The organism is Pseudomonas eutrophicaquae (assembly GCF_023544715.1).
In the GTDB taxonomy this organism is placed as follows: domain Bacteria; phylum Pseudomonadota; class Gammaproteobacteria; order Pseudomonadales; family Pseudomonadaceae; genus Geopseudomonas.
This window is the reverse complement of the sequence record NZ_JAMJEZ010000008.1, coordinates 21222-42562: the sequence shown is the minus strand read 5'-3', so window position 1 is coordinate 42562 and position 21341 is coordinate 21222. Positions and strand designations below refer to the sequence as shown.

20 protein-coding genes are annotated in these 21341 nt (G+C 67.2%); 12 read left to right on the top strand and 8 right to left on the bottom strand.

What is annotated here, in order from left to right:
• Nucleotides 1-480: a pantetheine-phosphate adenylyltransferase gene (coaD, locus tag MXC11_RS05470; protein ID WP_250006322.1), complete on the top strand. Its 480-nt coding sequence runs from the start codon at nucleotides 1-3 to the stop codon at nucleotides 478-480.
• 74 nt (nucleotides 481-554) lie between these two features.
• Nucleotides 555-806, top strand: a complete 252-nt coding sequence (locus MXC11_RS05465; RefSeq protein ID WP_250006320.1) for a YfhL family 4Fe-4S dicluster ferredoxin — start codon at nucleotides 555-557, stop codon at nucleotides 804-806.
• A 64-nt stretch (nucleotides 807-870) separates the two neighbouring features.
• Here MXC11_RS05465 and MXC11_RS05460 read toward each other — a convergent pair whose 3' ends face one another.
• From MXC11_RS05460 to mutM, 3 genes are all read right to left on the bottom strand, one after another.
• The gene (locus tag MXC11_RS05460; RefSeq protein WP_250006318.1) at nucleotides 871-2718 is read right to left on the bottom strand and encodes a Na/Pi cotransporter family protein; all 1848 of its coding nucleotides are present in this window, start codon (nucleotides 2716-2718) and stop codon (nucleotides 871-873) included.
• A gap of 31 nt (nucleotides 2719-2749) precedes the next feature.
• A complete protein-coding gene (locus MXC11_RS05455) occupies nucleotides 2750-4570 on the bottom strand; it encodes a Na/Pi cotransporter family protein (RefSeq protein ID WP_250006316.1) in 1821 nt (606 codons plus the stop codon).
• A 115-nt stretch (nucleotides 4571-4685) separates the two neighbouring features.
• Nucleotides 4686-5498 carry a bifunctional DNA-formamidopyrimidine glycosylase/DNA-(apurinic or apyrimidinic site) lyase gene (gene mutM, locus MXC11_RS05450; protein WP_250006314.1) on the bottom strand — a complete coding sequence of 271 codons (813 nt, stop codon included), beginning with the start codon at nucleotides 5496-5498 and terminating at the stop codon, nucleotides 4686-4688.
• Between the two features lie 139 nt (nucleotides 5499-5637).
• On the opposite strand from mutM, the gene MXC11_RS05445 reads away from it, so the two are divergent.
• The 4 genes from MXC11_RS05445 to ilvD are packed head-to-tail and all read left to right on the top strand — an operon-like array spanning nucleotide 5638 to nucleotide 9582.
• The gene (locus tag MXC11_RS05445) at nucleotides 5638-6834 is read left to right on the top strand and encodes a class I SAM-dependent rRNA methyltransferase (RefSeq protein ID WP_250006312.1); all 1197 of its coding nucleotides are present in this window, start codon (nucleotides 5638-5640) and stop codon (nucleotides 6832-6834) included.
• 14 nt (nucleotides 6835-6848) lie between these two features.
• Nucleotides 6849-7424: a zeta toxin family protein gene (locus MXC11_RS05440; RefSeq protein ID WP_250006310.1), complete on the top strand. Its 576-nt coding sequence runs from the start codon at nucleotides 6849-6851 to the stop codon at nucleotides 7422-7424.
• Nucleotides 7417-7686 (top strand): hypothetical protein, encoded by a 270-nt coding sequence (locus MXC11_RS05435; protein WP_250006308.1) that lies wholly within the window; start codon nucleotides 7417-7419, stop codon nucleotides 7684-7686. The genes MXC11_RS05440 and MXC11_RS05435 overlap by 8 nt, the downstream gene beginning before the upstream one ends.
• Before the next feature lie 57 nt (nucleotides 7687-7743).
• Nucleotides 7744-9582, top strand: a complete 1839-nt coding sequence (gene ilvD, locus MXC11_RS05430) for a dihydroxy-acid dehydratase (RefSeq protein ID WP_250006306.1) — start codon at nucleotides 7744-7746, stop codon at nucleotides 9580-9582.
• A gap of 89 nt (nucleotides 9583-9671) precedes the next feature.
• Here the strand turns inward: ilvD and MXC11_RS05425 are convergent, their stop codons facing one another.
• Together MXC11_RS05425 and MXC11_RS05420 are read right to left on the bottom strand one after the other, a co-directional pair.
• Nucleotides 9672-10199 carry a dihydrofolate reductase gene (locus MXC11_RS05425; protein ID WP_250006305.1) on the bottom strand — a complete coding sequence of 176 codons (528 nt, stop codon included), beginning with the start codon at nucleotides 10197-10199 and terminating at the stop codon, nucleotides 9672-9674.
• The gene (locus tag MXC11_RS05420) at nucleotides 10196-10450 is read right to left on the bottom strand and encodes a DUF4282 domain-containing protein (RefSeq protein ID WP_250006303.1); all 255 of its coding nucleotides are present in this window, start codon (nucleotides 10448-10450) and stop codon (nucleotides 10196-10198) included. The genes MXC11_RS05425 and MXC11_RS05420 overlap by 4 nt, the downstream gene beginning before the upstream one ends.
• Before the next feature lie 134 nt (nucleotides 10451-10584).
• On the opposite strand from MXC11_RS05420, the gene MXC11_RS05415 reads away from it, so the two are divergent.
• Nucleotides 10585-11997, top strand: coding sequence for a DUF2868 domain-containing protein (locus MXC11_RS05415; RefSeq protein WP_250006301.1), 1413 nt, complete (start codon nucleotides 10585-10587; stop codon nucleotides 11995-11997).
• A 46-nt stretch (nucleotides 11998-12043) separates the two neighbouring features.
• Entirely contained in the window at nucleotides 12044-13423 is a 1380-nt protein-coding gene (locus tag MXC11_RS05410) for a DUF3482 domain-containing protein (RefSeq protein ID WP_250006299.1), read from the top strand.
• 17 nt (nucleotides 13424-13440) lie between these two features.
• On the opposite strand, the gene MXC11_RS05405 is transcribed toward MXC11_RS05410, so the two are convergent.
• Nucleotides 13441-14178 carry a hypothetical protein gene (locus MXC11_RS05405; protein ID WP_250006297.1) on the bottom strand — a complete coding sequence of 246 codons (738 nt, stop codon included), beginning with the start codon at nucleotides 14176-14178 and terminating at the stop codon, nucleotides 13441-13443.
• 155 nt (nucleotides 14179-14333) lie between these two features.
• Between MXC11_RS05405 and MXC11_RS05400 the strand changes: the two genes are divergently transcribed.
• Nucleotides 14334-14960, top strand: a complete 627-nt coding sequence (locus tag MXC11_RS05400; protein ID WP_250006295.1) for a 2OG-Fe(II) oxygenase — start codon at nucleotides 14334-14336, stop codon at nucleotides 14958-14960.
• Between the two features lie 89 nt (nucleotides 14961-15049).
• Here MXC11_RS05400 and serA read toward each other — a convergent pair whose 3' ends face one another.
• A complete protein-coding gene (gene serA, locus MXC11_RS05395) occupies nucleotides 15050-16282 on the bottom strand; it encodes a phosphoglycerate dehydrogenase (RefSeq protein WP_250006294.1) in 1233 nt (410 codons plus the stop codon).
• A gap of 183 nt (nucleotides 16283-16465) precedes the next feature.
• On the opposite strand from serA, the gene MXC11_RS05390 reads away from it, so the two are divergent.
• Both MXC11_RS05390 and MXC11_RS05385 read left to right on the top strand, forming a co-directional pair.
• The gene (locus MXC11_RS05390) at nucleotides 16466-17857 is read left to right on the top strand and encodes an FAD-binding oxidoreductase (RefSeq protein ID WP_250006292.1); all 1392 of its coding nucleotides are present in this window, start codon (nucleotides 16466-16468) and stop codon (nucleotides 17855-17857) included.
• 96 nt (nucleotides 17858-17953) lie between these two features.
• On the top strand, nucleotides 17954-18859 hold the full coding sequence (locus MXC11_RS05385; protein ID WP_250006290.1) for an SdiA-regulated domain-containing protein: 906 nt from the start codon (nucleotides 17954-17956) through the stop codon (nucleotides 18857-18859).
• A gap of 46 nt (nucleotides 18860-18905) precedes the next feature.
• On the opposite strand, the gene rpiA is transcribed toward MXC11_RS05385, so the two are convergent.
• A complete protein-coding gene (gene rpiA, locus MXC11_RS05380; protein ID WP_250006288.1) occupies nucleotides 18906-19577 on the bottom strand; it encodes a ribose-5-phosphate isomerase RpiA in 672 nt (223 codons plus the stop codon).
• A 139-nt stretch (nucleotides 19578-19716) separates the two neighbouring features.
• Between rpiA and ilvA the strand changes: the two genes are divergently transcribed.
• Nucleotides 19717-21252, top strand: coding sequence for a threonine ammonia-lyase, biosynthetic (gene ilvA, locus MXC11_RS05375; RefSeq protein WP_250006286.1), 1536 nt, complete (start codon nucleotides 19717-19719; stop codon nucleotides 21250-21252).
• The last annotated feature ends 89 nt before the right edge of the window (nucleotides 21253-21341 follow it).

Sequence of the window (21341 nt, the reverse complement as noted above, 5' to 3'; positions counted from 1 at the left end):
ATGAACCGAGCGCTGTATCCGGGCACCTTCGACCCGATCACCAAGGGCCACGGCGACCTGATCGAACGGGCCGCCCGCCTGTTCGATGAAGTGGTCATCGCCGTAGCCGCCAATCCGAAGAAGAACCCACTGTTCAGCCTCGAGCAGCGCGTCGAACTGGCCCGCGCGGTCAGCGCGCACCTGCCCAATGTGCGGGTGGTCGGCTTCTCCAACCTGCTGGCGCACTTCGCCCACGAGCAGCGGGCCAACGTGCTGATCCGCGGCTTGCGCGCGGTGTCGGATTTTGAATACGAGTTCCAGCTGGCCAACATGAACCGCCAGCTGGCACCGCAGGTCGAGAGCCTGTTCCTCACCCCGTCGGAGAATTATTCCTACATCTCCTCGACGCTGGTGCGCGAGGTGGCGGCGCTCAAGGGCGATATCGGCAAGTTCGTTCACCCGGCGGTGGCAGAGGCGCTCTACCAACGTCTGCATGGTTGAGCGGCGTCAGTATTCAGCCGCCCGCCACCTGCGGCACAATGCGTTCAACGAAGGCTCTGCATGAGGAATTGCCCATGGCCCTGATGATCACCGACGACTGCATCAACTGCGATGTCTGCGAACCCGAATGCCCCAACGGCGCCATCTCCCAGGGTGAGGAGATCTACGAGATCGACCCCAACCTGTGCACCGAGTGCGTCGGCCACTACGACGAGCCGCAGTGCCAGCAGGTCTGCCCGGTTGACTGCATTCCGCTCGACCCCAACCACGCCGAAAGCCGTGACGAGCTGATGCAGAAGTACCAGATCATCACCGGCAAGGCCTGAGCCTGGCAGCAGCCAAGCTCTACCCTGTAACGAACAAAGGCCCCGGCACAGCCCGGGGCTTTTTTCATACTGAGATCAGCGGGCCGCTGTCGTCACTCTGGAACGGCAGCTGCGTCAGCAGTTCATGGGCCTCGCCCAGCCCCAGCATCAGCACGTTACGCAGGCTCTGGGTGATGCGGCTGGCATAGCCCAGATCGTTCATCAGCGAGCTGGCGCGCCCGCCGTCCAGCCGCCGCTCGCGCACCGCGGCGAACAGCCGCTCACGAAACGTCACATCGAACTGCGCAGCCTGCTCGTCGAACAGCTGCAGGCGCATGCGCAGGGCATCGGCCGGCAGTTCCAGACGGCTGATGGTGCGCATCTCACGCAGCACCCAGAGCAGATGCCGGCGCAGCTCGGCATAGGCCTCGCGCACCGCTGGCTCGCCTTCCAGCAGCAGCCGGCCGAGGTTCTTCTGCAGGTGCTTGGCATCCTTCACCGCATCGACCAGCTGCAGGGCCAGCACCTGACTGGTCACCCAGGCCTGACGATGCTCGGCATCCAGCGTCGCCTCCAGACGGCTCATGTAGCTCAAGAGGTCGCTGTAGACCCCCTTGATATGCCGCTGATAGAGCTGTTCGGCCTCCAGACCATGCCGGGCGGCGCGGGCGGCGTTGTCAAGCTGCTGCTCATCGATGCGCTCACTGCCCAGCTGAGCGACCGGCAGGTACAGCGCATGGGCGATCACCTCAAGGCTGAGGCGCGCCAGATGCTGCAGCTCACGGGCCACCGCCTGCACCGCAGCATCCGCCGAGCCGAGCGCCTGCTCGTCCAGATAACGCGCCCGGGTCACCGGGGCCGGTGCCTCGCTGACGCCCTTGAGCTCGGTGATCAGCACCGGCGGCTCATCCGGCTCGGGCAGCCAGCGCTCGAGCTGCGTGGCCAGGCGTGCATGCCAGGGCATGAACAGCAGCACCCCCAAGGTGTTGAACAGGGTATGGAACAGCGCCAGCTTGAGCAGTGCGTTGCCACTGAGCCCAAGCCACTCGGCCAGCTGCTCGGTCAGGTGGGTCAGTGGTGCCAGCAGCAGCACGGTGAGCAGTGCCGCGCCCAGATTGAACAGCACATGCCCCAGCGCCAGACGCTTGCCGGCCCGCGCACCGCCCAGAGCGCCGAGCACCGCGGTGATGGTGGTGCCGAGGTTGGCGCCGATCGCCAGCGCAAATGCCTGCGCCAGGTCGATCTGCCCACCGGCCAGCGCGGTCAGGGTCAGCATCAGCGAAGCATGGCTGGACTGCAGCAGTACGGTCGCTGCCAGCCCCACCCCGACAAACAGCAGCACGCCAGCCAGTCCCGGCACCGCCATGCGCGCGGGCTCCAGCCAGGCGGTGGCCCCGGCAAAGCCTTCCTGCATCAGTTCGATGCCAAAGAACAGCAGGCAGATGCCCAACAGCAGCCGGCCAAAGCCCTTGCTGCGCGGCCCGTTGAAGCCCAGCAGCACGCCACACACCGCCATCGGCAGCGCCAAATCACTGAGGCTGGCGGTCTGGCCGGCCAGCGCCAGCAGCCAGATCCCGGTGGTGGTGCCGAGGTTGGCCCCAAAGATGATGCACAGCCCGGCCGCCAGGCTAATCAGCCCGGTGCCCAGAAACGCAATGGTCAGCAGCGAAACCAGCGAACTCGACTGCACCAGCGCAGTGGCCAGCACCCCGAAACTCAGGCTCTTGAGCGGACGATCAGTGACCCGCGCCATCAGGCGCTCCAGCCCGCCGCCGGCCAGCTGATGCAGGCCCTCCTCCAGGCACTGCATGCCAAACAGGAACAGCGCCAGACCGCCGGCCAGGGCGGTCCAGCCGGCGCTGAACCAGAACGAGACCAACAGGGCGGCCAGCAGCAGCCCCAGTACGGCGTTATGCAGATCACGTCGGCGCATCTTCATCTCTCCGGGGCCGCCGCAGCGGCTATTACAGGCGGATCAGCGGGGCCTCTTCAGCGCGGAACAGTCGCTCGCTCAGCAGCAGCCGGGCATCGCTCAGGCCGAGCTTGAGCACATTGCGCAGGCTCTGGGTGATGCGGCTGGCATAGCCCAGGTCATTGAGCAGCGAACTGGCCCGCTGGCCATCGAATTGCCGCTCACGCACCGCGGCAAACAGCCGCTCGCGAAACTGTGCATCGAACTGCGCGGCCTGCTCATCGAACAGCTGCAGGCGGGCCAGCAGGGCTTCGGCCGGCAGCTCCAAGAGGCCGATCGTGCGCATCTCGCGCAGTACCCAGAGTAGATGGCGGCGCAGCTCAAGGTAGGCCTGACGCACCGAGGTTTCCGGGCTGTCCAGCTGGCGGGCGAGGTTCTTCTGCAGGTGCTTGGCGTCCTTCACCGCATCGACCAGTTGCAGCGCCACCACCTGACTGGCGATCCACGCCGAGCTGTGCCGCTCCTCGATCTGCACCTGCAGACGGCCCATGTAATCGACCAGATCGCTGTACACGCCCTTGATGTGCTGCTGGTAGAGCTGCTCGGCATCCAGGCCGTGCCCAGGATGCCGGCTGCGCTCGTGCAGGGCCTGCTCGTCCACCTGCGGGCTGCGCAGCTGATCGATCGGCAGGTACAGCGCATGGCAGATCACCTCGAAGCTCAGGCGCGCCAGATGCTGCAGCTCGCGGGCCACCGCCTGCACCGCGGCATCTGCCGATTCCAGCGCATCCTCATCCAGATAGCGCGCTCGGGTGGAGGCTGCCACGGCCGCTGCGCGGGCGGCGCTGGCATCGCTGCCCTGCACCGGGGTGATCAGCACGCTGGGCTCGCTCGCCTCCGGCAGCCAGCGCTCCAGCGCCGCCGCGAGATTGCGATGCCAGGGGGTGAACAGCAGCACCCCCAGACCATTGAACAAGGTGTGGAACAGCGCCAGCTTGAGCAGCTCATCTTGGGCAAAGCCCAGCAGGGCCGCCAGCCACAGCACCAGCGCGGTCAGCGGCTGCAGGGCCAGCAGCGCCAGCAGCGCCACCGTGCTGTTGAACAGCACATTGGCCAGCGCCAGCCGCTTGCCGGCCCGCCCGCCACTGAGCGAGCCGACCAGCGCAGTGACCACACCGCCGACATTAGTACCGATCGCCAGCGCAAAGCCCTGATCGACATCGATCTGCCCGGAACTCAGTGCCGTCAGCACCAGCATCAGGCTGGCATGACTGGACTGCACCACCGCGGTCACCAGCGCACCGATGCCGACAAACAGCAGGATGCCCAGCAGCCCCGGCACCTTGAACTGCGCCGGATCGAACATCGCGGTGGCCTCGCTGAAGCCGCCCTTGATCAGATCGATACCAAAGAACAGAAAGCAGATCCCCAGCAGCACCCGCCCGGCGCCCCGGCTCTTCGGCCCACTGAAACCAAGAAGAATGCCGAACACCGCCAGCGGCAGGGCCATGTCCCCCAAGCTCGCACTTTGCCCGGCCAGCGCCAGCAGCCAGATGCCGCTGGTGGTGCCCAGATTGGCACCGAACACGATGCACAGCCCGGCCGCCAGGCTGATCAGCCCGGTACCCAGAAACGCGATGGTCAGCAGCGACACCAGGGTGCTCGACTGAACGCTGACCGTGGCCAGCACGCCAAAGCTCAGGCTCTTCCAGGTGCGGTCGGTGGCGCGCCCGAGAAAACGCTCCAGCTCACCGCCGGCCAGCTGACGCAGCCCCTCCTCCAGGCACTGCATGCCAAACAGGAACAGCGCCAGGCCACCGGCCAGCGCGGTCCAGCCCTCGCTGAACCAGAACGAGATGGCCAGTGCCGCCATCAATAGCCAGATAACCAGGGGACGGGGAGCCGATGCAGCCAAGGGAGTCACTCGCAGGTCAGGGCGGCGCACCCAAGCGGGCGCCGCAGGGAATACTCAGGATCAGAAGGGGGATTCAGCGCTGGCAGTGCGGGCAGTACACGCTGGCGCGCTGGCCGAGACGGATCTCGCTGAGGGTGGTGCCGCAGATCCGGCAGAACTGCCCGCCGCGCCCGTACACCTGCAGGGTCTGCTGGAAGTAGCCGGGCTTGCCATCACCGCCGACAAAATCCCGCAAGGTGGTGCCGCCCGACTCGATGGCCCGCGCCAGCACCGCGCGGATCTCGCCGGCCAGCCGCTGATACTCCTCACGCGATACCGCGCCGGCCTCGCGGCGCGGATCGATTCCGGCGGCAAACAGCGCCTCGCTGGCGTAAATGTTGCCGACCCCGACCACCACAGCGTTGTCCATGATGAACGGCTTGACCGCCACACGCTTGCCGCGCGCGCACTGATGCAGCCGCTCGCCATCAAACGCCTCGCCCAGAGGCTCCGGCCCCAGCCGGCGCAGCAACGCATGCTCCAGCGGCGCGGTGCTCCACAGCAGTGCCCCGAAGCGGCGCGGGTCGTGGTAGCGCAGCGCCAGCCCCGAATCAAGCTCGATATCGACATGCGCGTGCTTTTTCGCCGCTGTCCCGGCCTCGACCAGCCGCAGGCTGCCGGACATGCCCAGATGCGCGATCAGCGTGCCAGTTTCGGCCTCCAGCAGCAGGTACTTGGCGCGGCGCATCACCCGCAGGACCCGCTGCCCGGACAAGCGCACATCCAGATCCTCGGGAACCGGCCAACGCAGCCGGCGCTCGCGCACGATCACGCGGGTCACCTGCCGCCCTTCCAGATGGGGGGCGATGCCGCGGCGGGTGGTTTCGACTTCGGGCAATTCGGGCATGGCAGGGCACCACAGCGAAAGGGGCGCCACCATAGCAAAAATGTCCGCGCCCCTCATCCAGCGCCCACGCGTGGCGCGGCGTCCTGACCGCCGGTCACCCGCCTTCCGTTATACTCGCGGCTTTTTGCGAGAGTGCGCCATGTCCCTGCCCAGCCTGCGACTGAAAGCCAACGCCGAGCGCCGCCTGCGCGCCGGTCATCTGTGGGTCTACAGCAATGAAATCGACGTTGCCGCCACCCCGCTCAGCCTGTTCCAGCCGGGCGATCAGGCGATCCTCGAGATGGCCAACGGCAAGGCGCTGGGCATCGTCGCGGTCAGCCCGCAGAACCTGATCTGCGCGCGACTAGTGTCCCGTGACGTCAAGCACAAGCTCGACAAGTCGCTGCTGGTGCATCGCCTGAACGTGGCGCTCAGCCTGCGCGAGCAGCTGTTCGACCAGCCGTTCTACCGTCTGGTCTACGGTGACTCCGACTTCCTGCCGGGACTGGTGGTCGATCGCTTCGGGGATTACCTGGTGGTCCAGATGGCCTCGGCGACCATGGAGCACCACAAGCACGATCTGATCGAGGCGCTGATCAAGGTGGTCAAGCCGGCCGGCATCCTGCTCAAGAATGATTCCAACGCCCGCGATGCCGAAGGCCTACCGCGCTACATCGACCAGGCCTATGGTCAGGTGCCGGAGTGGGTCGCGCTGGAGGAGAACGGCGTGAAATTCGAGGCGCCGGTACACGGCGGGCAGAAGACCGGCTGGTTCTACGATCACCGCATGAACCGCGCGCGCCTGGCGCCCTACGTCAAGGGCAAGCGGGTGCTGGACCTGTTCAGCTACATCGGCGGCTGGGGCGTGCAGGCCGCGGTGTTCGGTGCCAGCGAGGTGATGTGCATCGACGGCTCGGCGCTGGCGCTGGATGGCGTCGAGCGTAACGCCACCCTCAACGGCGTGGCCGAGAAGCTGATCTGCGGCGAGGGCGATGTGTTCGAGGTGCTCAAGGAGCTCAAGGCCGCCGAGGAGCGCTTTGACGTGATCGTTGCCGACCCACCGGCCTTCATCAAGCGCAAGAAGGATCTGAAAAACGGCGAGGCCGCCTACCGCCGCCTCAATGAAGCGGCCATGCGCCTGCTCAACAAGGACGGCATCCTGGTCAGCGCCAGCTGCTCGATGCACCTGCCAGAGGACGATCTGCAGAACATCCTGCTGCAAAGCGCCCGTCACCTGGATCGCAACCTGCAGCTCCTTGAGCGCGGCGGCCAGGGTCCGGATCACCCAGTGCATCCGGCGATCCACGAAACCCGCTACATCAAGAGCCTGACCTGCCGGGTCATGCCCAACGCCTGAGGAACACAGCAGCCATGCCGACCTGCTGGATCATCGCCGGCCCCAACGGTGCGGGCAAAACCACCTTTGCGCTGGAGTATCTGCCGCATGTGGTGCACTGCTCGCGCTTCGTGAATGCCGACCTGATCGCCGCCGGCCTCTCGCCCCTCGCGCCGGAGCGGGAAGTGCTGGCGGCCAGTCGGCTGTTCCTGCGCGAGATCGACAACTGCATCGGCGCTGGCGAGAGCTTCTCCTTCGAAACGACACTGGCCGGCCGCAGCTACCTGAAACTGGTCCGCCGCCTGCGTGATGCAGGCTGGCGGGTCGAGCTGATCTACCTCGCCCTGCCGAGTGTCGAGATGTCACGCCTGCGGGTGGCCGAACGGGTCTCCCACGGTGGCCACAGCATCGCACCGCAGGATATCGAGCGCCGTTTTCCGCGCAGCCTGCATAATCTGCTCAATGCGTTCGCGCCCTGCGTGGACAGCTGTCAGTGCTTCATCAACACCGGCGCACTCCCCGAGCCTGTGGCAGAGTGGCAGGCCGGGCAGCTGAGCATCCTCAATCCATCCTGGTATCAGCATCTTCTGAAGGAGTCTCGCCATGAGTGAGTCTGCACCGCTGTCAGCTGCCGCCCAGCGCACCCTGGCCGCCTTGCAAGCCGCCGCGACCGCCGCCCTGGAACGCAAACAGCGCCTTGGCCAATATGCCGTGACCTGGATGGACGGCAAGCCCGTGCTGACCGGTGGCGACACCGCCAGTGAGCGCGCACGCTTGCTGAAGACGCTGGCAGATGCGACGGACAACCCTTCCAGGGTTTGCCATCTGCAAACCATGCTCGCGCAACTCCCCACCAGTGCACAGTCTCAGTAACGTCAATCGCTGGTATTCTGAAACCCTTTACCTCCGCTGCATTCCGGGACTTCCGCCATGCCTGACTATCGCTCGAAAACCTCCACCTTCGGCCGCAACATGGCCGGCGCCCGCGCGCTGTGGCGCGCCACCGGGATGAAGGACGAGGACTTCAAGAAGCCGATCATCGCCGTCGCCAACTCCTTCACCCAGTTCGTGCCCGGCCACGTCCACCTCAAGGACATGGGCCAGCTGGTCGCCCGCGAGATCGAGAAGGCCGGCGGCGTGGCCAAGGAATTCAACACCATTGCCGTCGACGACGGCATCGCCATGGGCCACGACGGCATGCTCTATTCGCTGCCGAGCCGCGAGATCATCGCTGACTCGGTGGAGTATATGGTCAACGCCCACTGCGCCGACGCGCTGGTGTGCATCTCCAACTGCGACAAGATCACCCCCGGCATGCTGATGGCCGCGCTGCGCCTGAACATCCCGGTGGTATTCGTCTCCGGCGGACCGATGGAAGCCGGCAAGACCAAGCTGGCCAGCCACGGCCTCGACCTGGTCGATGCGATGGTCGCCGCGGCTGACGACTCCTGCTCTGACGAGACCGTCGCCGAGTACGAGCGCAGCGCCTGCCCGACCTGCGGCAGCTGCTCGGGCATGTTCACCGCCAACTCGATGAACTGCCTGACCGAAGCACTCGGCCTCGCCCTGCCGGGCAACGGCACCACCCTGGCCACCCACAGTGATCGCGAGCAGCTGTTCCTGCGCGCTGGCCGGCTGATCGTCGAGCTGTGCCAGCGCTACTACGGCGCGGGCGATGAGTCGGTGCTGCCGCGCAATGTCGCCAGCTTCAAGGCGTTCGAGAACGCCATGACCCTGGACATCGCCATGGGCGGCTCGACCAACACCATCCTGCACCTGTTGGCTGCCGCCCAGGAAGGCGAGGTCGACTTCGACCTGCGCGACATCGACCGCCTGTCGCGCCGTGTGCCGCAGCTGTGCAAGGTGGCGCCGAACATCCAGAAGTACCACATGGAAGACGTGCACCGCGCTGGTGGGATCTTCTCGATCCTCGGCGAGCTGGCGCGCGGCGGCCTGCTGCACACCGACGTGCCAACCGTGCACAGCCAGAGCATGGCCGAGGCCATCGCCGCCTGGGACATCACCCAGACCACGGACGAGGCGGTGCACACCTTCTTCAAGGCCGGTCCTGCCGGCATTCCGACCCAGACCGCCTTCAGCCAGAGCACCCGCTGGCCGACACTTGATACCGACCGCTTCGAGGGCTGCATCCGCAGCGTCGAGAACGCCTACTCCCAGGAAGGTGGCCTGGCCGTGCTGTACGGCAACATCGCCGAGGGCGGCTGCGTGGTGAAGACCGCCGGCGTGGATGAGTCGATCCATGTGTTCGAGGGCCGCGCACGGATCTTCGAAAGCCAGGACGCCGCGGTGAAGGGCATCCTCGCTGATGAGATCCAGCCGGGCGATATCGTGGTGATCCGCTACGAAGGCCCGAAAGGTGGCCCGGGCATGCAGGAAATGCTCTATCCGACCAGCTACCTGAAGTCCAAAGGCCTGGGCAAGCAGTGCGCTCTGCTCACTGACGGCCGCTTCTCCGGCGGCACCTCGGGTCTCTCCATCGGCCACGTCTCGCCGGAAGCCGCCTCGGGCGGTGCCATCGGTCTGGTCGAGGACGGCGACAAGATCCTCATCGACATCCCCAACCGCAGCATCAGCCTGCTGGTCGGTGACGACGAGCTGAAGGCCCGCCGCCTGCACCAGGACCACAAGGGCTGGAAGCCGGCCGCACCGCGCGCACGCAAGGTCAGCACCGCGCTGAAGGCCTACGCCCTGCTCGCTACCAGCGCCGACAAGGGTGCGGTGCGCAACAAGGCGCTGCTGGACGACTGATCCGTCTGACGCCTTACGCCTGCGGTACAGAGCGCCCCGCCCGTGCGGGGCGTTCTGCTGTCTGGGGGTCGCCTGGCGCGCACACCGCCTCAGCCGCGCGCCCACACCTCGTAGGTATGCGCCGGCGCCGTGCCCTCTGCGGCGTGCGTTTCGCTGGCGATGCACTGCCAGTCGCCCGCCTCGAAGGCCGGGAAAAAGGCGTCGCCCGGCGGCGCCAGATGCACGCGCGTCAGGTACAGACGCTGCGCCTGCGCAAGCCCCTGGGCGTACAGCTCGCCGCCGCCGATCAGCATCAGCTCACGGGCGCCCTGCTCGTGTGCCCAAGCCTCGGCACGGGCGAGCGCCGCCTCCAGCGAGGTGAATACCTCGGCGCCGTCGAGCACCAGGCCACTTTGACGGCTGACCACCAGATTCAACCGCCCCGGCAGCGGGCGGCCCAGCGAATCCCAGGTCTTGCGCCCCATGATCACCGGCTTGCCGAGGGTCAGCGCCTTGAAATGCTTGAGATCGGCCGGCAGGTGCCAGGGCAGGCGGTTGTCGATACCGATCACGCGGTTGTCGGCCAGTGCGGCAATCAGCGCCAGCGGCAACGCGGAGGTGGAGAACGGCGCAGTCACGGTTTGGTCTCCTCGCGCTCGGCGAGCGTCTGCAGGTTGGCGTTGATCTTGAACAGCACGATCATCAGCTCACACCAGATACGCACGCCCAGAAGGCCAAACAGCAGCAGGCCCAGTGCGCTCAGCAGGCTCTCGGCCGGGTCGAACAGCTGGTTGACGGCCCCGATCAGCACACCGATCAGGCCGAACCAGTAGACCACGGTGATGATCTTCGGGGTCAGCATGCTGTCGAGCAGGAACAGGTCTTTCACGGCGAACTCCAGACAGATGAACAAGGCCGGGGCCATAGCCCGGCCGCCGCAATAGGGCGCCGGCAGTCTAACAGAGCCCCCGGCGCCGGCACTGGCCCTGCCCCGCAATCGTGGCCAGCGGTTATCCTCTGTGCATGTCCCACCGATTGAGAACTGCCGTGAGTACACCGCCCCTTTCTTTGCTGCAGGCCGGCTGGCTGGCCGAGGCGATCCGCCTGAGCGAGGAGCAGACCCCGCTGGAGGACAGCGAAGCCTGCCGTCTGGCCCGCGCCCAGGGGGGCGATCTGACGCAGCGCCTGCTGCAGCGGGCCACGCATCTGGCGCAGCGTGATGGCCTGCTGGAAGCCCTGCAGCATGTCCGCCAGGGCGGTGCCCTGGCCCTGCTGCTGCTCGCCCTGCTGGCGGTGGCCGGTGGTGCAGGGCTGGCGCTCAGCGCGCTGGGGGATGGCAGTCGTCCGGTCAATCTGCTCTGGGCGCTGGGCAGCCTGCTGGGCGCGCATCTGCTGACCCTGCTGCTCTGGTTGCTGGCCGCCGGGCACACCCGCGGCCAGCTGCTCGGCAACCTGTGGCTGCATCTGGGGCGCCTGCTGGCTCGCGAGCGGCGCAGCACGCTGCTGCTGCCGGCGCTGCTCAGCCTGCTGGAGCGTGCACGGCTCGGACGCTGGGCGCTCGGTCTGCTCAGTCATGGCCTGTGGCTGCTGATGCTGGGCAGCGCACTGCTGACCCTGCTGGCCTTGCTCAGCACGCGCCGCTACGGTTTTGTCTGGGAGACCACCCTGCTGCCCAGCGCCAGCCTCGCCGCGCTGGTCGAGACCCTGGGCGCCCTGCCGGCACTGCTCGGCTTTGCTCAGCCGGATGCCGAACTGCTGCGCGCCAGTGGCGAGGCGGTGGTCGGAGGCGAGGCGGCGCGCCAGACCTGGGCCAGCTGGCTGCTCGGCCTGCTGCTGGTCTACGGCCTGCTGCCGCGCCTGCTGTTGCTGCTGCTGTGCTTCGTTCAGTGGCGCCGTGGCCAGGCGCGCCTCGGGCCGGATCCGGCCCTGCCCGGCTATGCCCGGCTGCGCGAGCGCCTGCTACCGTCCAGCGAGCGCCTGAGCGTGCAGCACGCGGCCCCTGAGCGGCTGTTCCAGAGCCACACCGGTCAGGCCGTGAGCAGCGCAGCGGGCAGCCTGCTGGTGGCCATCGAGCTTGACCCACGCGATCCCTGGCCGCCCGCCTGCCCGCCCGGAGTGCGCGATGGCGGCGTGCTGGAAGACAGCCTGCAGCGCCGCGCCCTGCTCGAGCAGCTGAGCGCAACGCCCGTGGCACGGCTGCTGATCGCCTGCGACCCGCGCCGCTCGCCGGATCGCGGCACCCTGGCGCTGCTGGCCGAGCTGTCGCGCTACGCCGGCGAAACCCGGGTCTGGCTGCTGCCGGCGCCGTCCGGCGGCCGCCTCGACCCCGAGCGGCTCGACGACTGGCACCACGCCCTGCAGCAACTGCCGCTGCCGTTCAGCGCCGAGGCTCCCTGGGACTGGCTGGCCGGCCCGCGCCAGGCCGAGCAGCCATGACGCGCCCCACCGTCACCCTCAGGCCCACCGCCCCCGGGAGCCCTGCATGTCCGCACCGCTGAAACTGGCCGTGGTCGGCCACACCAACGTCGGCAAGACCTCGCTGCTGCGCACCCTGACCCGCGATGCCGGCTTTGGCGAAGTCTCCCACCGCCCCGGCACCACCCGGCATGTCGAGGGCGCCCGGCTGTCGGTGGACGGTGAACCGCTGCTGGTGCTCTACGACACCCCGGGCCTTGAGGATGCCATCGCCCTGCGCGACTACCTCGATGGCCTGAACGCACCGGGTGAGCGCCTCGAAGGCCCGACCCGTCTGCAGCGCTTGCTGGCCGGGCCGGAAGCGCGCGGGCGCTTCGAGCAGGAGGCGCGGGTGCTGCGCCAGCTGCTGGACTCCGATGCCGGCCTCTATGTGGTCGACGCCCGCGAGCCGGTGCTGGCCAAGTACCGGGACGAGCTGGCGATCCTCGCGGACGCCGGCAAGCCGCTGCTGCCGGTGCTCAACTTTGTCGCCCAACCGGATCAGCGCAGCGAGGAATGGCGCGAGGCGCTGGCCCGCCTTGGCCTGCATGCGCTGGTGCGCTTTGACAGCGTGGCCCCGCCGCAGGATGGCGAGCAGCGCCTGTACGCCAGCCTGGCACTGCTGCTCGAAGCCGCCGCAGCGCGCCTGCAGCGTCTGCTGGATGAGCACGCCCGGCAGCGTCAGCAGCGGCGCCAGGCGGCCAGCCGCCTGATCGCGGAATTGCTGGTGGATGCCGCCGCCTGCCGCCGGCTGGTCGACAGCGCGCCCGCCGCGCTGGAGCAGGCGCTGAGCCAATTGCGCGCTGACCTGCGCCAGCGCGAGCAGCGCTGCGTCGAGGCGTTGCTTGCGTTGTACGCCTTCGAGCCGGGCACCGCCGAGACCGCGGCACTGCCGCTGAGCGAGGGGCGCTGGGGTGATGATCTGTTCAATCCCCACACCCTGCGCCAGCTGGGCGTGCAGCTCGGTGGCGGCATGGCGGCCGGGGCCGCTGCGGGGCTGGGGATCGACCTGCTGGTCGGCGGATTGACGCTGGGCGCCGCGGCGGCGCTCGGCGCGGTGGCCGGCGGCACCTGGCAGACCCTGCGCAACTACGGCGAGCGGCTGCGCGGCAAGCTCACCGGCCAGCGCGAGCTGACCGTCGATGACGCCATCCTGCGCCTGCTGGCCCTGCGCCAGCGCCAGCTGCTGGCCGCGCTGGAGGGCCGCGGACATGCCGCCCAGGCGCCGATCCGCCTGCAGGACCCGCAGGCCCCGCAGTGGCGCGACGGCCCGTTGCCGGCGGTACTGGAGCAGGCCCGTGCCCATCCACGCTGGTCGCGGCTGGAGCATCCGGGCAATCCGGTCGCCGCCGGGCGTGCTCAAGCCATCGAGACCCTGAGCGAGACGCTACTGGCCGGGCTCGACTGAGCCGGCAGCCGCCGGCGTCAGGGCGTACTGAGCAGCCCGGCACGCAGCGCCTGCAGCGCCGCCTGGTAATAGCGCTGCCCATCGGCGGACTCGGCAAACGCGACAAAATTGGCCAGCTGGGCGTCGTCCAGATCGCGATAGACGTAGAGCAGGGTGTTGTGCAGATCGGCCTCGATCTGGCTCATCAGCCGCGCGCGCTGACCGCCGAGCAGTTGCTGCGAGCGGGCGCCGAACAGCTCATCGAGCCCCGGCATCATCTGGCTGAGGCTCTGCGCCGCCACACCCGCCAGCGCCAGACTGACCTCGGCGCCCGCCTCGCGGGCCGGCAGCGCCTGGGCCAGCCGGGTGATCAGCGCCTGCCGGGGCGCCGAGGCGCTGAGCCGCGGCAGGCCATCGGCATGCTGGGCCAGATGCCCGGGGGCGGTAGACTCTACCTCGCGCAGCATCACCGCCCGGCCGAGCGGGCTGTCAAAAAAATGCAGCGCCGGCTGCGGGTCGGGCAGCTGCTCACGCAGCGCCGCCAGCGCGCGCTGATCCATCGCCATCGCGGCAAAGCGGCGGTTGCTGTTGTCCAGCAACGCCTGATACAGCGCCGGCGGCAGACTGCCCTGATAGCGCTGCTGCGCTGCCTCCAGCGCGGCACTGAAGTGCGCACGCTGCTGCGGCCAGCCCGCCAGACGATAGAGCGCGGCGTGCTCGTCGGCCATGGCAGACAGGCTGGTCAGACTCAGCAGCAGGGCAATCAGGACACGCATGGCAACTCCCACAAAACAGGCGGCTATTGTCGGCGGCGCTGCAGGCGCTTGTCGAGGCGCCGGGGTGCTCGGCAGCCTGCCACCGGCGCAGTACACTGCAGGCCCGCAGCGCGCTGTTCTGCCCTGCCGCCCCGCCGACCTTGCCCGGAGCCACCATGCCTGCCGCCTTTTCTCCCGACCTGCTCGATGCCCTGATCGACGATCTGGCCCGTCAGGGCTGGTCGCAGCAGCGCCATGCCCTGAGCGCCGCACAGATCGCGGCACTGGCCGACGAGTGCCGCGCCCGCCACGCGCGGGGCGAGCTGCAACATGCCACGATCGGCCGCGCCGCGACCCAGACCCTCGATGCCCAAGTGCGCGGGGATCATATCCAGTGGCTGGAGCGCGGCAGGAGCACGGTGACCGATGCGTACCTGGAGGTGCTGGATAACCTGCGCGAAACCCTCAACCGCACGCTGTACCTGGGCCTTGAGGACTACGAGAGCCACTTTGCCCTGTACCCGCCGGGCAGCTTCTACCACCGCCATCTGGATCGCTTTCGCGATGATGACCGGCGCATGGTCACCACCATCCTCTACCTGAACGAGGACTGGCGCGCCGAGGACGGTGGCGCACTGCAGCTGGAGCTGGGCGAGGGGCGCAGCACACGGATCCTGCCCGAGGCCGGCACCCTGGTGGTGTTCATGGCCGGCGACTTTCCCCATGAGGTGCTGCTGGCCCAGCGTGAGCGGCTGTCGATCACCGGCTGGTTCCGTCGCCGCGGCGTCGGGATGCTGGGTTAAGGGGCCGCGCGCGGCCACTCAATGGGATACACCATGCAAAAGGGGGAGGCTACTGGCCTCCCCCTTTTCCGTCAGCGCAATGCGCTCACTCAGAACAGTACGCGGCAGCGAATGGTGCCTTTGACTTCCTGCAGCTTCTCCAGCGCGAGGTCGGAGTATTCCTTGTCGACATCGACCACCACGTAGCCGACCTTCTCGTTGGTCTGCAGGAACTGGCCGGCGATGTTGATGCCATTGTCGGCAAACACCTTGTTGATCTCGCTCATCACACCCGGAATGTTCTGGTGGATGTGCAGCAGGCGGTGGTTGCCGGCATGGGCAGGCAGCGCCACTTCCGGGAAGTTGACCGAGGACACCGAGGTGCCGTTGTCGCTGTACTTGACCAGCTTCTCGGCCACTTCCAGACCGATGTTGGCCTGCGCCTCGGCGGTGGAGCCACCGATGTGCGGGGTGAGGATCACCCGGTCCAGACCGCGCAGCGGGCTCTCGAACTCCTCGTCGTTGGACTTGGGCTCGACCGGGAACACGTCGATGGCGGCGCCGATCAGGTGCTCGTCCTTGATCGCCTCGGCCAGGTGATCCAGCTCGACCACGGTGCCGCGCGCGGCGTTGATCAGGATGCCGCCCTTCTTCATCGCACGGATTTCCTTCTCGCCGATCATCCACTGGGTGGACGGCAGCTCCGGCACGTGCAGGGAAACGATGTCGGCCATGCCGAGCAGCTCGTGCAGATCGCCCACTTGGGTAGCGTTGCCGAGCGGCAGCTTGGTCACCACGTCGTAGAAGTACACCTGCATGCCCATCGCCTCAGCGAGCACCGAGAGCTGGGTGCCGATCGAGCCGTAGCCGACGATGCCGAGCTTCTTGCCACGGATCTCGAAGGAGTTGGCCGCCGACTTGATCCAGCCGCCGCGGTGGCAGGAGGCGTTCTTCTCGGGGATGCCGCGCAGCAGCAGGATCGCCTCGGCCAGCACCAGCTCGGCCACCGAGCGGGTGTTGGAGTAAGGGGCGTTGAACACCGCGATGCCGCGCTCGCGGGCGGCATTCAGGTCAACCTGGTTGGTACCGATGCAGAAGCAGCCGACCGCGACCAGCTTCTTGGCGCAGTCAAAGACCTCTTCGGTCAGCTGGGTGCGCGAGCGGATACCGATGAAGTGCACATCGGCGATCTTCTCCTTGAGCTCCTCACCGGACAGGGCGCCCTTCAGGTACTCGATATTGGTGTAGCCGGCGGCCTTGAGGGTATCCACGGCATTCTGGTGCACACCTTCGAGAAGAAGGAACTTGATCTTGCTCTTGTCGAGAGAGGTCGTCTTGCTCATCTGCGTAAACCTGTTGTCCCGGGGGTTGTCTGGGCGCTGGGCAGCGCGGGCGGTAGCGACCCGCAGGTCGGCGGCGGGCGCTTCGCGGGGGGGCATATGCTAACATAGCGCCCCCGCGAAACGCCCCATCCCCGAGCATGAAGCCTGCTCAGGGTGACCATGAACCGCCCGAGATTTCCGCAGATGACCCAAGCTGCCCTGATCGAAGAACTCAAGACCCTGGTCGAGCCCGGCAAGGTGCTGACCGACGCCGCCTCCCTGGATGCCTACGGCAAGGACTGGACCAAGCAGTTCGCCCCGGCGCCGCTGGCCATCGCCTTCCCCAAGTCCATCGAGGAAGTGCAGGCCATCGTGCGCTGGGCCAATCAGCGCAAGGTCGCGCTGGTGCCCTCGGGCGGGCGCACCGGCCTGTCCGCCGGCGCCGTTGCCGCCAACGGCGAGGTGGTGGTGGCCTTCGACTACATGAACAAGATTGTCGAGTTCAATGCCTTCGACCGCACCGTGGTCTGCCAGGCCGGGGTGATCACCGAGCAGCTGCAGAACTTCGCCGAGGAGCAGGGCCTGTACTATCCGGTCGATTTTGCCTCGGCCGGCTCCAGCCAGATCGGTGGCAACATCGGCACCAATGCCGGCGGTATCAAGGTGATTCGCTACGGCATGACCCGCAACTGGGTGGCCGGCATGAAGGTGGTCACCGGCAAAGGCGACATCCTCGAGCTGAACCGCGACCTGATCAAGAACGCCACCGGCTACGACCTGCGCCAGCTGTTCATCGGCGCCGAGGGCACCCTGGGCTTTGTGGTCGAGGCGACCATGCGTCTGGAGCGCGCGCCGAAGAACCTCACCGCGATGGTGCTCGGCGCCCCGGATCTCGACTCGATCATGCCGGTGCTGCACGCCTTCCAGGGCAAGGTCGATCTGACCGCCTTCGAGTTCTTCTCCGACAAGGCACTGGCCAAGGTGCTGGCACGTGGTGATGTGCCGGCCCCGTTCGAAACCGATTGCCCGTACTACGCGCTGCTGGAGTTCGAGGCCGCCAACGAGGAGCTGACCAACGCCGCGCTGGAAGTCTTCGAGCACTGCGTCGAGCAGGGCTGGGTGCTGGACGGGGTGATGAGCCAGAGCGAGCAGCAGCTGCAGAACCTGTGGAAGCTGCGCGAGTACATCTCCGAGACCATCAGCCACTGGACCCCGTACAAGAACGACATCTCGGTCACCGTATCCAAGGTGCCGGCGTTCCTGAAGGAAATCGACGCCATCGTCGGCGAACATTACCCGGACTTCGAGATCATCTGGTTCGGCCACATTGGCGACGGCAACCTGCACCTGAACATCCTCAAGCCCGATGCCATGGCCAAGGAAGAGTTCTTCGCCAAGTGCGCCACGGTCAACACCTGGGTGTTCGAGACCGTCGAGAAGTACAACGGCTCGATCAGCGCCGAGCACGGCGTGGGCATGACCAAGCGCGATTACCTGGGCTACAGCCGCTCGGAGGCCGAAATCGCTTATATGAAAGCGGTCAAGGCGGTGTTCGACCCGAACGGCATCATGAACCCGGGCAAGATCTTCGCCTGAGCCTGACCGGGTGGGCGCCCTGCCCACCCGGTGTCTTCATCTGCCGTTAAGGCGGCACGGGTACGGTGCATCCCTTCCCGTTGCCCGAGTCTGCCCATGCCTACCCGCCGCTTTCCGTACCGTCGCCTGCTGCTCGCTCTGCTGCTGATCCTGAGCGGGGGCGTGCTGGTTGCCGGGCATCTTCTGCACTGGGATGACCAGCTGCGTCTGCTCTGGCAGGAGCGCCAGGTCGAGGCGCCGCAGCGCGCTGCCGGGATCTGGCTGCCGGACTACCGGCTGGCACTGGAAACCCGCCTGCCGGGCCTTGAGGAGGATGAAACCTCCGGGCTGACCTGGAATCCGCTGACCGGCACGCTGTTCACCGTCACCGGCCAGAATCCGCACCTGGTGGAATTCACCACCCGCGGCGTGGTGCTGCGCCGGATCCGCCTGCAAGGCTTCAGTGATCCGGAAGCGGTCGAAGCGCTGGATGATGGCCGGCTGGTGATCGTCGATGAGCGGCGTCACTTGTTGACCGTCTTCAGCCTCACGCCCGACACCACTATCATTGATCTAGCCCTGCTGCCCGTCTACGAGCTGGGCTTTGCCGAGGCCGGCAATAAAGGCTTTGAGGGGCTGGCCTGGAACTCCCTGACCCAGAGCCTGCTGCTGGCCAAGGAGCGCGACCCTTACGATCTGTTCAGCCTGCCGTTCCCCGGCGAGGACGGTGCGCCAGGCGCACTGGCTACGCTGAATCTGCAGCACCTGCCACTGCGCGATCTGTCCTCGGTAGCCATCGATCCGCGCAGCGGGCATACCCTGTTACTCTCCGATGAGTCGCGCCTGCTGCTGGAGCTGGATCGTCAGGGCCGTCCGTTCAGCTTCCTCAGTCTGTGGAAGGGTCTCAATGGCCTGAGCCAGAGCATCGAGCAGGCCGAGGGGGTGACCATGGATCTGGACGGCAACATCTATCTGGTCGGTGAGCCCAACCGCTTCTACGTGTTCAGCAAGGCGTCGAACTGACCGCGACCGCAGGCCGCCTGGCGCAGGCAGCCTGCGGATGGCGCACTCAGCGGCTCAGCCGCTGCACGCCCTCGGCGGTGCCCAGCAGCAAGAGATCCGCCGGCCGCGCAGCAAACAGACCATTGGTGACCACGCCGACGATGTTGTTGATCGCCTGCTCCAGCGCCACGGCATCACCGATCTGCAGGTTATGCACATCGAGAATCACGTTGCCGTTGTCGGTGATCACGCCCTCGCGATACACCGGATCGCCGCCCAGCTTGACCAGCTCGCGGGCCACGAAGCTGCGCGCCATCGGCAGCACTTCGACAGGCAGCGGGAAGGTGCCGAGGCGCTCGACCAGCTTGCTCTGGTCGGCAATGCAGATGAAGGTGCGCGCCACCGCGGCAACGATCTTCTCGCGTGTCAGCGCTCCGCCACCGCCCTTGACCAGCTGCAGGTGCGCATCGGCCTCGTCGGCGCCATCCACGTAGAACTCCAGATCCACCACGCTGTTGAGGTCATAGACCGGGATACCGTGGGCTTTCAGCCGCGCGGCGGTGGCTTCGGAGCTGGCCACCGCGCCATCGAAGTCATCGCGGATCTTGGCCAGTGCATCAATGAAGCAGTTGGCGGTGGAGCCGGTGCCGACGCCGATGATGCTGCGCCGCTCCAGCCGCGGGGCGATGTGATCGACAGCAGCCTGGGCCACGGCCTGTTTGAGCTGATCCTGGTTCATGGGTATTCCGCGCAAGGTTGGGTGAAAGTTGGCTGGCATTATACCGCCTGCCCCCGGCAATTCGGCGCAGTGGTTGGCCGGGCGCAGGCAGCGGAGTAGACTCGCCGCACCCTGCCCCACCCCGCCTGCGGCTGCCCCAATGCTCGAACAGTACGTCAAGAAGATGCTCACCTCGCCCGTCTACGATGTGGCGGTGGAAACCCCACTGGACAGCGCGCGCAGCCTGTCCGAGCGGCTCGGCAACCAGATCCTGCTCAAGCGCGAGGATCTGCAACCGGTGTTCTCCTTCAAGATCCGCGGTGCCTACCAGAAGGCCGCAGGCCTCAGCGAGGAGGAGAAAGCCCGCGGGGTGATTGCCGCCTCAGCCGGCAACCACGCCCAGGGGCTGGCACTGGCAGCCAAGAAACTCGGCATCAAGGCGATCATCGTCATGCCGCGCAGCACCCCGGAGATCAAGGTGCAGGCCGTGCGCGCCCGCGGCGCTCGGGTGGTGCTGCATGGCGAGGCCTTCCCCGAGGCGCTGGCCCACTGCCTGAAGCTGGTTGAGGAGAAGGGCTACACCTTCGTCCATCCCTATGATGACCCGGATGTGATCGCCGGGCAGGGCACCGTGGCCATGGAGATCCTCCGCCAGCATCCGGGGCGTCTGGATGCGATCTTCGTCCCGGTTGGCGGCGGCGGGCTGATCGCCGGCATCGCCGCCTACGTCAAATACCTGCGCCCGGACATCAAGGTGATAGGTGTCGAGCCCGAGGAGTCCGACTGCCTGCGCGCGGCGATGGCCGCTGACGAGCGGGTGGTGCTCAGCCAGGTCGGGCTGTTTGCCGATGGCGTGGCCGTGGCACAGATCGGCCAGCACACCTTCGAGGTCTGCCGCCGTTATGTCGATGAGGTGATCACCGTCAGCACCGACGAGATCTGCGCGGCGATCAAGGACATCTACGACGACACCCGTTCGATCACCGAGCCGGCGGGCGCCTTGGGTGTGGCGGGGATCAAGCGCTACGTCGAGCGCGAGGGCATCAGCGGGCAGACTCTGGTGGCGATCGACTCGGGCGCCAACATCAATTTCGACCGGCTGCGCTATGTGGCCGAGCGCGCGGAGCTCGGCGAGAAGCGCGAGGCGATCATCGCGGTGACCATCCCCGAGAAGCCCGGCAGCTTCAAGGCGTTCTGCCAGGCGCTCGGCAAGCGCTCGATCACCGAGTTCAACTACCGCTACAACACCCCCGATGAGGCGCAGATCTTCGTCGGCGTGCAGACCCACCCGGAGAACGACCCACGCGAGCTGCTGGTCGAGTCGCTGCGCGAGCAGGGCTTCCCGGTGCTGGATCTGACCGACAGCGAGCTGGCCAAGCTGCACATCCGCCACATGGTCGGCGGCCATGCGCCGGGGGCGGAGAACGAGCGGGTGTTCCGCTTCGAGTTCCCCGAGCGGCCCGGGGCGCTGTTCAACTTCCTTAATAAGCTCGGCGGGCGCTGGAATATCTCGATGTTCCACTACCGCAACCACGGCGCCGCCGACGGCCGCGTGCTGGTCGGCCTGCAGGTGACCGACAGCGAGCTGCCGGGCCTGATCCAGGCGCTGGATGCGATCGGCTACCCCTACTGGGACGAGAGCAGCGATCCGGCCTACCAGCTGTTCCTCGGCCGCTTCGCCGGCCAGGCGCGCTGAGGCGCACCCACACGCAACAGGCGTGCCAGCCTGCCCGGCGGGCGCGCCGTTCGCGTTGCCGCTGTCGCCGGCTTTGTGGAACAATCCGG